The organism is Sphingobium sp. TKS (genome assembly GCF_001563265.1).
GTDB lineage: Bacteria > Pseudomonadota > Alphaproteobacteria > Sphingomonadales > Sphingomonadaceae > Sphingobium.
On the sequence record NZ_CP005085.1, the window covers coordinates 97,767 to 110,838 of the forward strand.

Annotated in this window: 12 protein-coding genes; all 12 read left to right on the top strand. The window is 54.2% G+C overall.

What is annotated here, in order from left to right; genetic code table 11:
• Position 1: 1 nt before the first annotated feature.
• Positions 2–1,150 carry a UDP-4-amino-4,6-dideoxy-N-acetyl-beta-L-altrosamine transaminase gene (gene pseC, locus K426_RS25715; RefSeq protein ID WP_046765060.1) on the top strand — a complete coding sequence of 383 codons (1,149 nt, stop codon included), beginning with the start codon at positions 2–4 and terminating at the stop codon, positions 1,148–1,150.
• A complete protein-coding gene (gene pseF, locus K426_RS25720; RefSeq protein WP_046765059.1) occupies positions 1,147–1,851 on the top strand; it encodes a pseudaminic acid cytidylyltransferase in 705 nt (234 codons plus the stop codon). The genes pseC and pseF overlap by 4 nt, the downstream gene beginning before the upstream one ends.
• Positions 1,848–3,164: a hypothetical protein gene (locus K426_RS25725; protein ID WP_046765058.1), complete on the top strand. Its 1,317-nt coding sequence runs from the start codon at positions 1,848–1,850 to the stop codon at positions 3,162–3,164. Before pseF ends, K426_RS25725 begins: the two co-directional genes overlap by 4 nt.
• Positions 3,165–3,172: 8 nt before the next feature.
• Entirely contained in the window at positions 3,173–4,306 is a 1,134-nt protein-coding gene (gene pseG / locus K426_RS25730; protein ID WP_046765057.1) for a UDP-2,4-diacetamido-2,4,6-trideoxy-beta-L-altropyranose hydrolase, read from the top strand.
• Positions 4,303–4,863, top strand: coding sequence for a UDP-4-amino-4,6-dideoxy-N-acetyl-beta-L-altrosamine N-acetyltransferase (gene pseH, locus K426_RS25735; RefSeq protein ID WP_046765056.1), 561 nt, complete (start codon positions 4,303–4,305; stop codon positions 4,861–4,863). The genes pseG and pseH overlap by 4 nt, the downstream gene beginning before the upstream one ends.
• A complete protein-coding gene (gene pseI / locus K426_RS25740; protein WP_046765055.1) occupies positions 4,856–5,914 on the top strand; it encodes a pseudaminic acid synthase in 1,059 nt (352 codons plus the stop codon). Before pseH ends, pseI begins: the two co-directional genes overlap by 8 nt.
• Positions 5,915–5,917: 3 nt before the next feature.
• Positions 5,918–7,183, top strand: a complete 1,266-nt coding sequence (locus K426_RS25745) for a hypothetical protein (protein WP_145907768.1) — start codon at positions 5,918–5,920, stop codon at positions 7,181–7,183.
• 52 nt (positions 7,184–7,235) lie between these two features.
• Entirely contained in the window at positions 7,236–7,757 is a 522-nt protein-coding gene (locus K426_RS30650; protein WP_082749203.1) for an acyltransferase, read from the top strand.
• Between the two features lie 86 nt (positions 7,758–7,843).
• Positions 7,844–8,737, top strand: a complete 894-nt coding sequence (locus K426_RS25750) for a phytanoyl-CoA dioxygenase family protein (RefSeq protein ID WP_066564091.1) — start codon at positions 7,844–7,846, stop codon at positions 8,735–8,737.
• Positions 8,738–8,752: 15 nt separating this feature from the next.
• Positions 8,753–9,493 (top strand): acyltransferase, encoded by a 741-nt coding sequence (locus K426_RS31565; protein ID WP_145907771.1) that lies wholly within the window; start codon positions 8,753–8,755, stop codon positions 9,491–9,493.
• Positions 9,490–10,764 carry a hypothetical protein gene (locus tag K426_RS25755; protein ID WP_046765052.1) on the top strand — a complete coding sequence of 425 codons (1,275 nt, stop codon included), beginning with the start codon at positions 9,490–9,492 and terminating at the stop codon, positions 10,762–10,764. Before K426_RS31565 ends, K426_RS25755 begins: the two co-directional genes overlap by 4 nt.
• Positions 10,765–11,766: 1,002 nt before the next feature.
• On the top strand, positions 11,767–12,975 hold the full coding sequence (locus K426_RS25760; protein WP_082749204.1) for a glycosyltransferase: 1,209 nt from the start codon (positions 11,767–11,769) through the stop codon (positions 12,973–12,975).
• The last annotated feature ends 97 nt before the right edge of the window (positions 12,976–13,072 follow it).

Below are 13,072 nucleotides of genomic sequence, written 5' to 3' on the forward strand. Positions count from 1 at the left end.
GATGATCCCCTATGGACGTCAGGATATCAGCCAGGAGGACATCGATGCTGTCATCGGCGTCCTGCAATCTGATTTCCTTACACAGGGTCCAATGGTCCCGCGGTTCGAGGCAGCAGTAGCTGCGCACGTCGGCGCTGCCCATGGCGTTGCTGTCAACAGCGCCACCTCGGCGCTGCATATCGCCTGCTTGGCACTTGATTTGGGGCCGGGAGATCGGCTGTGGACGACCCCGATCACCTTCGTCGCATCAGCGAACTGCGGACTCTATTGCGGCGCTGAGGTTGACTTTGTCGACATAGACCCAAGAACATGGAACATGTGCCCTAGAGCGCTGGAACGAAAGCTGGTTGCAGCGGAAACCCAGGGAAGACTTCCCAAAGTGGTTGTGCCAGTCCACCTGGCGGGCCAACCATGCGACATGGCGGCGATCCACGCATTGGGTCAGCGTTTCGGCTTTCGCATCATTGAGGACGCCTCGCATGCGATCGGCGGTCGGTATCGCGGCGAGTTTATTGGCAACGGGCGCTATAGCGATATCACCGTGTTCAGCTTCCATCCGGTCAAGATAGTGACCACGGCGGAAGGTGGTATGGCGCTTACGAACGACGCGGTGCTTGCTTCACGCATGGAGCTTCTTCGGAGTCATGGGGTCACCCGTGATCCGGATCAAATGACTCACACGCCGGATGGTCCTTGGTACTATCAGCAGGTCGCGCTGGGCTTCAACTATCGTATGACTGAGTTGCAGGCGGCGCTCGGCATCAGCCAGATGAAGCGTCTGGAGGCTTTCGTTGCGCGTCGCCACGAGTTGGCCCGTCGCTATGACAAGTTGCTGGCTGGCCTTCCTATTACACTGCCATGGCAGCATCCCGATAGCTATTCGGGTCTGCATCTCTATGTCATCCGCGTGCCCGTCGCCCGCCGTCGTTCCGTATTCGAAGCAATGCGGGCGGCTGGCATTGGCGTGAATTTACACTACATCCCTATCCACACCCAACCCTATTATCAGGCAATGGGCTTCCGTCCGGGCGACTTCCCCGAAGCCGAACGATATTACGCGGAAGCTATCAGTCTCCCAATGTACCATGTCATGACGGACGCGCAGCAAGACAGGGTGGTTGCTACGCTCATGATGGCGTTGGAGCAATGACACTTTGTGTCATTCCTGCCCGCGGCGGATCGAAAAGAATTCCCCGTAAAAACATTCGCACCTTCCTTGGAAAGCCGATGATTGCTTGGTCAATTTCAGCTGCCATCGAAGCACAGTGCTTCGATCGGATCGTCGTCTCAACAGACGATGCCGAAATTGCTGAATTGGCCGCGCAGATGGGTGTCGAGGTACCGTTCCTACGTTGTGCAGAGCTGTCGGATGATAAGACGCCAACCGCGCGTGTAATTGCCGATGCTGCCACTCGGCTCGCCATACCCCCCGCGACGCCGGTGTGCTGTCTATATGCCACAGCTCCCTTCGTGCAGGGAAGCGACCTTGCTGAGGGGCTTGCAACTCTTGAGCGAGAGGAAGCCCGGTTTGTCGTTGCCGTGACGACCTTCCCGTTCCCGATCCAGCGCGCGCTCCGGCGTTCTCCGCAAGGCGCGATCGAGATGATAAAGCAAGAACACATGCTCACACGATCTCAGGACCTTGAGGAAACTTGGCACGATGCCGGTCAGTTCTATTGGGCAAAGGCAGGCGATTGGGCGAATTCCGGCGCAGGCGTTCTTGCCCAAGGTGCTTACGGCACCGTCATCGAGCGTCACCGGGTTCAGGACATTGACACCGAAGAAGATTGGGTGCGGGCCGAATTGCTGATGTCCGTCCTAAACGCAAGCATGGGCAGGAAAGGGGCGTGAGCCGGATCTGTTTCATCGAAAATCGCGGCAAGACCGTGTTTTGGGAAGCGGTAGCCGGCGAACTGGGCAAACGCGGCCATGCCATCGGCTGGATCGTCCAAAATCATGCATTCAAACCGCGTGCAAGTCGCTCGAAATCCGATGCGGTTGTGGTGATACCTTACCCGCGCAAGGCTGAATTGCGGGCACCGAAGGCCGAGCTCAATGCTGCGCTTGCAGCCGACCGCGGCAGATCGCATTTCGGAAATGGCGATAGGCACTACACCTATTACGAAGCTAGGATCGAAGCCGCGCTGGATGCATTAATGCCCGATGTGGTAATCGGTGAATCAACTCTGTTCCATGAGCAGTTGGTGATCCGTGCCTGCAAGCGCCGCGGACTTCGTTATCTTCATCCTAGCATGACCCGTTATCCGGCCGATCGTTTGATGATTCTTCAGGATGACACCCAAAATCCTCTCGGTGGGAGTGGTGAAGTATGGAGTCTGGATAAAATCGACCAGCACGTACGGTCAATATCGACGGGACAAACCATTCCGACATATATGCGCAAACCTGATCGGCTGCAGAAGGTGCGCAAGGCAGTCTCATCAGCGCGGACTTGGACGGCCCGGTTGGGCGGAGAACGCTATAACACGCCTTCGCTTGCGCATAAGTTGTTGCTAAACCGCAAGGTAAGTGCGAGGCTTAAGGCATGGAATGAGTTAGCGCGACCGGTGCCGTCCGGCCAGCGGGCGCTGCTTTACCCCTTGCAAATGCAGCCTGAGGCAAACCTTGATATATGGGGGTATCCTTATGCCGATCAGGTCGCCACGCTTGAAGCGATCATGCGGGCTGCGCCAAAAGACGTCGTAGTCGCGGTCAAATTGAACCCCAAGGCCAAATATGAAGTGTCAGAAGAGCTCATAAAATTGGCTCGGCGTCAGCGGCGGCTGGTGCTGCTGCCGATGACGATGAATATGGCCGAGGCGCAGAGCCAAACTATCGGGACGATGACCGTGACCGGGACGGTGGGCCTGGAAGCCGTGTTCGGTAAGGGACGCTGCATTTCGCTCAGACATCCGATAATTGCTGCCAAACTCCCAGCATTTCACGGTCGGACCATTGAGGATGCGGTGCGGCTGCTCCTTGAGGAATCGCAGTCAGGTGTGGGCGACGAAGGCACAGGACGCTGGTTGCTGGAGCATTTTGTTCGAGTTTCCTATCCCGGCATTGTGAATGAGCCGTTGTTTGATAGCCGAGCCATGAAGCTAGAGAACATCGCCTGTGTCGCTGACGCGATTGAAGCTACAATCACGACATACACATATTAGGTGTCCTCGTGACCATTCCCTTCTCTCGCGTCCTCTTCCGTGCAGATGCATCGCTGTCGATCGGCACCGGTCATGTTATGCGTTGCCTGACACTAGCCAACGCGCTAGTTGGCAACGGAGCCGAAGTTCTGTTCCTCTGTCGTGATTTTCCTGGACATCTCGGCGGGCTTGTGCGCGAGCGCGGATATGGACTGATACTCCTGCCGCCACCCGGGAAATTATTTCGACCTCTTGACGAAATATCACCCGCGCACGCATCGTGGCTTGGGATGCGCTGGCAGGAAGACGCGAAAGATTGCGTCCCCTACATAAATGCTTTCGCACCCGACTGGCTTGTCGTCGATCATTATGCGCTTGACCGCCGTTGGGAAGCCGCCGTTCGGCCTCCCAACGCGCGCCTTCTTGTGATTGACGACCTTGCCGATCGGGAGCACGACGCGGATATTCTACTCGATCAGAACGCAGGCCGCAAAGAGTCTGATTATGCTGGGCTGTTGCCTGACATCTGCCAGCTATTCGTCGGCCCGCGCTTCGCCCTCCTGCGCCCGGAGTTCGCTGAAAAAAGGAGGGAAGCGCTAGCTCGTCGAAATATGCCGGTTCCGCGCCGCATTTTGATTACCCTGGGCGGTATCGACAAGAACAACGCTACTCGCCGCGTGCTTGAGGCGCTCCAAAGTGCTGGTTTGCCATTTGATTACGAGATAACTGTCGTGATGGGCGCCAGCGCGCCTTGGGTTGCCGAGGTGCGAGCAGCGGCCTCCCAACTGCCGTGGCCGACCCGGGTCATAGTCAATGCCACAAACATGGCCCAGATAATGGCAGAAAGCGATCTGGCGATCGGAGCTGCGGGTTCCACATCGTGGGAACGCTGCGCATTAGGTCTACCAACTCTGCAATTGGTGCTAGCAGAAAACCAGCGCGACGCTGCCCGTGCCCTCGCCGCGACCGGTGCCGCAATGACGATCGACGTGGGAATGAACCTTTCAGCTAGCCTCGCGCATTGCCTGAAATTATTCGACGAGGACATGTCGCTACTGCCGCGGATGGCACACAGTGCTGCCCAAATCTGTGACGGTTCCGGTGTTGATTCTTTGAATAACTGGCTGTTCGACAGAACAGGAAGAGATGGAGATATGGCATGAATGCACTTGGACGTATTCGCGCAATTTCGCCTGAAGAATTGGAGTTGATGCTTAGCTGGCGGAATGCAACGAACGTGCGGGCAAACATGTACACTCGCCATGTAATTTCGCTTGATGAGCATCTGGCGTGGTGGGCGAATGTGCGCGAGCGCGAAGACGTCCGCTACTTCATGTACGAATTCCAGGAAATACCCTCGGGGATTGTTGGCTTGACCGAAATAGACCGCGACAGCGCAAATTGCTGCTGGGCGTTCTATGCCTCTCCTGATGCGCCAAAGGGAAGTGGCGTGCGGATGGAATATCTCACGCTTGAATATGCTTTTAACGATCTGAATTTGGTTAAAATCTACTGTGAGGTTCTGGCTTTCAACAAGTCGGTCATCAAGCTGCATCAGAAATTCGGGTTCCAAGTGGAGGGCATCTTCCGCCAACAGCACCGCGTTGACGGCCAATTGACTGATATCTACCGGCTGGGACTGCTGTCCGGCGAGTGGGCGGCCAAGCGCGAGGAACTGCTACCGAAGTTATTGCACCGAAAGGAAGCTCACCATGTCTGAGCAGATAGTGATCAATGGCCGCGCTATCGGCAGCAATCATCCTCCCTATGTAATCGCTGAACTTTCGGCCAATCACAACGGCAACCTGGAAACAGCGCTACGCATCGTGCGTGGGGCTGCGAAGGCCGGTGCTGATGCTGTGAAGCTACAGACCTATCGTCCCGACACAATCACTCTGAAATCCGATAGCGAGCAGTTCCGGATCAGGGGCGGCCTGTGGGACGGGCGCACACTCTATGACCTCTACGAAGAAGCTCATATGCCCTGGGAGTGGCACAAGTCGCTGTTCGACGAGGCCAGTCGGCTAGAGATCACCATCTTCAGCTCACCGTTTGATGCAACTGCTGTCGACTTGCTCGAAGATCTTGGGGCACCGGCCTATAAAATTGCCTCGTTCGAGGCCGTTGATCTCCCCTTGATTCGTTATGCCGCCTCCACTCGAAAACCCCTGATCATATCGACCGGTATGGCGGACGCTGAGGAGATTGCTGAAGCGACCGCTGCGGCGCGTGACAGTGGCTGCACCCAACTGGCGCTGTTGCACTGCGTCAGCGGTTATCCAGCACCGGCGGCAGACTACAATTTGCGTACAATGACAGATATGGCCCAACGCTTCGGACATGTGGTAGGGCTTTCAGATCACACGCTGGATAATACCACTGCGATCGCCTCCGTAGCGTTGGGTGGAGCAATTATCGAGAAGCACTTCACTCTCGATCGCTCGGGAGGCGGGCCGGATGATAGCTTTTCACTCGAGCCTGCGGAATTAGTCGCCCTGTGCCATAGTGCAAAGACCGTATGGGAGGCGCTCGGGAAAATTGATTATGGATTGAAGTCAAGCGAGGTAGGCAATCGTCAATTCCGTCGTTCTCTATACTTCGTCCGTGATCTGCCTGCTGGGGCGGTGGTCGGGGAAGGCGATGTGCGTTCGGTGCGGCCGGGTTATGGCATCGCTCCTAAGCACTTCCACGGCGTTCTGGGTCGGACGCTAGCTCGGGCTGTTGAGGCAAACACGCCGTGCTTGTGGACTGCCTTCGATGACGAGATCTGATAGATGCTCTACCATCCTGAACGGGTCCTGCTGCTAGGTTTCTGCGTCTATCTGGTCGTATTTTTCGTTACGCCGGTGACGCCAACAGTATCAGTGGAACTTGGTAGTGTAATATTCATCATATTGAGCTGCGTAAGCTTCTGGGGCGGAAGCATAATTGCTGGTGCTACGCTACCAAACGCTATTGGTCGAGCGCGATCGTCAGAATGGATGAAGAAGCGTGCACGGATGCTGCTCTTGTCCACCTTTATCTTAGGGACGATCGGTAATATTCTTAAGGAGTTAGATACATACTACGTACGTGGTACAGCAGGTCTCGATGCGTTGGCGATGCGCGCAGAGCTGATCGACAATGGCGCAGGACCGTTGTCGATGATCTCCAGTGTTATCTATCCGTTCGGCTATTTCCCTCTCCTGATTTATCTTGGGACGCCTTGGATTAAACGAAGCCGAACGGTTCTGTTTCTCACCTTAATTTTATTCCTCGTCCCGTCGCTGGATGCACTTGTGCTACTATCCCGTTCGTCCTTGATGGTCGGGCTGGCGATGATCTATTTCGGCATCGCTTTAACGAGTTACTCGGGGCAAATGTTTCCCAAGCCGATGAGATGGCCTGGCCTTTTATCGGTATTAGGCTTGGGCGCGATCTCGGCGATCGTCTTCACTGAACGCCTCGATGGAATGGGGATCGATCCCGTCGACTCTATCTATATGTCGGCCTACGGCTACACTGTGACACCCACGGCATGGGCAGAGCGAGGTCTGAGGACGGGATCGGACTTCCTTGCAAGTTTCCTCACCGCATCCTTGCCTTTATTTCAGTATTACACGCATTCTTTTTTTGAGTTTCAATTACTGTGGCTTAACAATGACCATCAGGTCCACTCCTACGGATTGTTGCACTTAGATGCGTATGTCAAGGCGCTAAGCATATTTGGTCTTGCCAAACAAGTCGATGTTATGGAAATTTTCCCACGTGTCGGCGTGTTCACCTCGCTGTTCGGCCCCTTGTGGGTGGATTTCGCGTGGGCAGCGCCTTTGATAACAATGTTGTGCGGCTTTTGCGCTCGTCGTCTAGGCGTGGCTTCGGCTCGGGGCGATATAGGGGCGCAGCCATTATACACATTTCTGTGTGTTGTATTATTTTTTGCACCCGTCACAGATTTTTTATTATCAAAAGGTATGTATACATTAAATGCGGCCATAATATTTTGGGTTATTTCTCGTGGTTTTGCTAGATCTATAGTAACGATTCGAGAATCTAATTGATCTTTGGAATGATCTGTACATTGTATTGCATTGTCCTCATGAGTGTCCATCGATGAGAATATGGGTTCTTCGCCTGGAGCGGATATTACTTTCAACGTATGCCGCTCGCATAACCATGCACACCATAATCTGGCTATATGAGCGTCTGTCGTGGTTATGGGGGCGAATCCGCTTTGGCACCTTGGTGAAAGAACGCGGAATCGGCTGCGTATGCCACTGGAGCGTTCAAATCAAGTATCCCGAGAACATCCTTCTGGGTGACGGCGTCACCATAGGTACAGGTGTGGTCTTGGGTGCTCACAGCTCAATTACCTTAAGGGACAATGTTCGTCTGTCGCACGATGTAATGATTGAGACCGCTGGACTAGAGTTCTCCAACAGGACTCCGCCATACGGACATATATCAAAGCCTGTTCTTCTCGAAAAAGGTGTTTGGGTTGGAGCGCGGGCAATCATCCTCGGCGGAGTTACCATCGGGGAGAACGCAGTTGTGGCTGCTGGATCAATCGTCACAAAGCCAGTGCCAGCCGGGGCCGTGGTGGCGGGTATTCCTGCTCAACAGATCAATGGGTAGTTGTGCGCGCCTGTATTACCACCCCATTCAGAACATCAGATTAGGTTCCGAACAGACATATTCAATGCAAAGCGTGAGCCCGAGACATGTCGAAATTACGTACTGTCATTAAGGTAGCCACTGATCCTCGGTGGTGGCCATTCTACGCACAGCGCCGCATCCTCTCACCAGATGCGCGGAACGCTATCGCTGGACTTGTCGCGAGGCGACGTCCCCAGGCCCGGATTACCGCACCTCAACTCGCTGAGGCAGGCGCAGCGAATCTCGACACGGTCGGAATTCATCATATGGGCGGAGTGTTGACCACGGATCAATGCGCCGAATTACGGGAATATTTCCTAAGCAAGAAAGTGTTTGACCCGTACCGAGTTCGCAGCGCTGAATTTCTACCGGATTCGGAACACCGCGATAAACGGGCTCATGTTGCGCACCATCGCGCTGAGGATATCCTCGCCGCTCCTTGGCTTCTTCATTTGGCGAACGATTCCCGTATACTCGACATTGCTAGCACCTATTTGGGATGCAGGCCGACAATCGGGTACATGGCATGTTGGTGGAGCTATCCCACAGAGGGCGGACCACAGCATGTCGAATACTGCCATCGCGATGTCGATGACTGGCGTTTTGTGAAACTGTTCGTATACCTTACTGATGTTGGACCCAGGAGCGGACCGCATGTTTACGTGCGTGGTTCCGGAAATGACTCTCGATTAGTCAAGATACGTCGCTTTAGTGATGAGGAGGTGTTCAATACCTTTGGTTCAGACCGATTTGAAACTATGACCGGTAAGGCGGGAGAGGCATTCTTCGAGAATACCTATGGCATCCATAAGGGGCAGCCGGTAGAAGACGGCAGCAGACTGATCTTCCAGGTCGTCTATTCGCTCAACCCGCTGCCGTATTCTCCTGTGAAGCCCGTTCGTCCCAATACACAGCCAGAGCTTCTCGATCCTTGGATCAACAGAATCTATCTTCGTTGATTGAAAGAAACCTCGATGCAGATATTCCGGGCGCTTCTCCTGTTTATTTTCCCGACTCCAGTTGTACGGCTGGTGGTAAACGCGATTGGAGGTAAGATAGATAAGGGTGTGCGTGTAGGGTTCTCATTGGTCTCAGCCCGCCGACTTTACTTGGGAGCGGGATGTCGGATCGGCCATGGCTCAGTGATCCGGATCGATCGTTTAGTAATGCGCTCCGGTGCTTATATTGGACATATGAACTTTTGTACTGGGCCAATCGACATGTGGCTGGGCAATAATTCAGGGATTGGGAATCGAAATATAGTATCACGAGCACCACGAGGGGTCACGCTCCAGCGCGCGCAACTGAAACTTGGAACATGGGCGAAAATTACCGCGTCTCACAAGATTGATTGTACTATGTCGGTGCTGCTTGGAGATTACACCACTCTTGCCGGACAAGGCTCACAGGTGTGGACTCATGGTTATGTACATGCCGATGAGGGTGCTGGGCGTTATCGCGTGGATGGTCGTGTAGTCGTAGGCAATAATGTCTATATCGGTTCGAGGGCACTAATCCTGGCCGGAATTTTGATTGCTGACAAAATTGTCGTCGGTGCGGGGCTTACAGTATCGCGAAACCTATTAGAGCCAGGTTTTTATGTGTCAGCACCAATGCGAACGCTGCCAGTTCCCGCTGAGCCGTCCCAGCGTAGCGATCTGCAAGAAATTGACCGTTCAATGCTACTCGAGCGGGTGTTCGTAAGATTGAAATGAATACCTACGTTCGTACGGCAATTTTCGGGGGGGTCTTTGTTGGTGCTCGCGCAGCTCTATTCTTCGCGCCAATTACATTGGCCAATCTTCTGCCGGTGGCCGATTACGGTCGCATCGAGACAGCACAGGCTATCGGAAGCTTCCTTTCGATTTTGGCTGCGCTCGGACTTTCGAACACGGTACCGCTAATCCTTATCCGCAAGGACCGTAGCGCCCGTTGGGACACGCTGCTTCTTCTAATCGTGGTTAGTAGCGCTGCTATGCTGGCGATTGCTGCGTCAGGATCATTTTTTGTCGATGATATTGGTTCGCCATGGCTATTAGTTCCGCTAGCAACCGGCTTGCTTATGCTGCAGGGATTTTGGGCGACAGTGCTGAAATCGCGGGGTCAAAGTTCCGAAGCGGTGATACTAGAGGCGTCGTTCTGGTTGGTTGCGTTGGCGGGCGGTGCTCTCTTCGCTTGCTGCGGCCGATCAATAGGCTGGATTTTTGCGCTTCTGCTAGGTTACGGGGTGGTGCTGTTAATGACAACGGTGCGCGCGTATCTGGCGGTACGAACGACTTTTGCCTTGTCCGACATCTACGACAATCTGCGACTTGCCGCGCCGTTGTTGGCTACCGCGCTTCTGGGCGTTTTCGTAAGTACGGCTGGGCGAACCATTCTCAGTTTCGGTGCTTCGGATGCTGTGGTAGGCCTCTACTCCGTATTATATAGGGCCACGGCGTTGCCGCTCGTCGCGCATCAGATCGTAATTATCTGGCAGTTTCGACAGATCTTCAGTTGGGATGAAGCGCGGATTAGGAAAATTCTTCCCATAATCGCTTCTATCGTCGGTGCTTGCATTTTCGGGCAATGGTCTCTGGCCAAACATTTGGGATGGCTATTAGGGGATAGATTCGTTGACACATTTCATCGCCACGAGATGGCGGGTGAAATAATATTAATTCAAACAATACTGTGGTCGGCAATCGCAATGAATGATCTGCTCAATACGAGGCTCAAAAGATCGGGAAAAGTCGCGATATGGACTTCCATTTTCTTGGTTCCTGCAAGCTTCATCTTGCTCATAATCGTTGCAGAGGTGTCGCGAACTGACGCGCCAGACCATGTGCTCGAAACTTTCGTGGGTGGTTATGCGGCACTGATGCTGGGATATTATCTAGTCCAGTGCTTTGCGATGTATCGCAAGGGCGCATGGTACCCAGAGTTGTGGGTTGTTTCAACCGGGATATTCGTGGGAATGATCTGTTTGACCCTACTCCTCGGGTAACCTTCGCCAGCAGTCATAATTAATCTTATCCCACTTGAGTTGGCATGGCAGAATGCTCGCGGCGTTCTACGTTGACGATTGAATGTTGTCGGCGTGATCAGCTAGAAGATATCATCGTTTGCGGCTGCGAGCCCGAACCGATCGTTGGCTGAAAATTTTCGCCCCTGAAGGCGATTGATCACATCCCGCGGGTGAGTGGACGCTATATTGCTGGAGAAGTTGGCGAGACGGTGTGTTTTACATTTTGTGCTGCTAAGAATTGAGACCGTTCCTATGCCATATCGCTTGCGTTTTCGGGACGATACCATCGGATCGCCCAACTTATGCGCGTGGCGAAACCAGTGTGGAGCATCTTGAAACATTTTAGTGCTGACCTAGATCATGTGATCCCGCAGAATGGCGCTATTCATGGCGATGGCATTATTCTGGTGCAAGAAAGCGCATGCGTCGTCCACGGTCTGTATTGAGGAATACTGCCAAAGGAGATCGGCGCACCCGCTTCCAAAAGTAAAGATGAAATCGGATTTCGCCATCGCAACGGGACATCGGTGCCGAAAACGATGTTTCATTTGCCATCGACGATCTTGTCCGCGTCAAGCGCGGGTCTGCCATTTCGGCCGTTCCGAGCCGTCTATTGGTCATCGGAGCATTCCTAATGGTCGAATAGCGGACTTCATAGAGTAATTAATGCCGATCCATGTTTCCATGCCGACTGGTATCGCCCACGCATGTGATCATCGACTTAAGGCGATCTGTTTCTCGTTAATAGAGCAACTGGATGGTGTGTCATCTTCGCAAAGGACACCACCGATCGCTCCTGTTTGTCCAAGTCTAAAGCATTTCGAAGCGGGCGACATCGCCCGCCAGGGGAGAATGCGGAAAACAAAGGAAGAATGACGCGTAATCCGCTCGAGCCTGATCGGATTACGGTCTGGATATCGGATCATACGTCTGTCGCCTGACGTGAGACAAATCGATGTCTAAACAGCTCTTAGAGGTATCATGGCAAGCATAGTACACTGGGGAAAATACTATCCACCGGACATGGGTGGTATAGAAAGCGTGACTGAGAGCCTGGCCAGAGGCGCGACCGCCGATGGGCACACCGTCACCGTCGCATGCTTCGGGAAAGGGGAAGCACGACAGGAGATCGATCTTCATGGCGTGCGGGTGCTGCGTGCGCCAATTGCTTTCTCACAGGCATCACAACCTATCGGGTGGCGCTATTTCCGGTGGCTTCTGAAGGAAGGGCGAAAAGCAGACATTGTCCATTTGCATGCTCCCAATATGTTGGCGGCACTGGCCAGCGCGCTTCTGGGGACTGGAACGAAACTGATCGTTCACTGGCATAGCGACGTGGTTGGCAAGGGCATTTTGGGACGCTTCCTACGCCCGGTAGAGAAGCTGATGCTCCGCCGGGCGGACAAGATCATTTGTACCTCGCCCCCTTATGCGGATGCCTCCGCTGTGCTTCAACCCTTCCGCCATAAGATTGCTGTAGTGCCGCTGGGAGTCCCGGACAAGAGTGGTTTGGTCAGTCTATTCGCGGGAAGCTCCCGCAGCGCTATCCCTCCTGATCTAAGATCAAGGTTGGAAGGACGACGGGTAATCCTGAGCGTTGGGCGGTTGGTGCCCTATAAGGGCTTCGACACCTTGATTCGGGCCGCATCGATGCTGCCCGATGAAGCGATAGTCGTGGTTGTCGGATCCGGTCCTCTGCGGGCGGACCTCGAGGGGCGGATAATGGCGACGGGTGGACAGAGCAGGGTGATCCTCGCCGGTCGTCTTGAAGATGAGGCTTTGCATGAGCTCTTCTCTCTCGCCGAGTTGTATTGCATGCCCTCGGTCGAGCGTTCGGAAGCCTTCGGTGTGGTGTTGATCGAGGCGATGTCTCACGGGCTGCCAGTGGTGGCGACCAACATTGCAGGTTCCGGCGTGCCGTGGGTCAACAAGCACGGCGAAAGCGGATTGAATGTGCCGCCAAATGACCCCAAGGCCCTGGCCGCAGCTTGTACGCGGATATTGTTGGACGACCAGTTGTGCAACGAGCTCGCATGCGGAGCTCGACGGCGCTTCAAAATGGAATTCTGCGAGAGTCTTTCGGTGAGCCGAATGAACGCACTTTACGAAAGCCTGCATCCTGCAAGTCCCACTGGTCCAGTTGCACATTCTGCCGCCGTCAGGCCGCGAACAGGGATGCATATGCGATGAAACGGTCACACCACGCAGACATCCTGTCTATTCAGTACCTTCGTGGAATAGCTGCGTTGATGGTCGTACTGTTCCACGTGAGCAGAAGTGCGGCCTA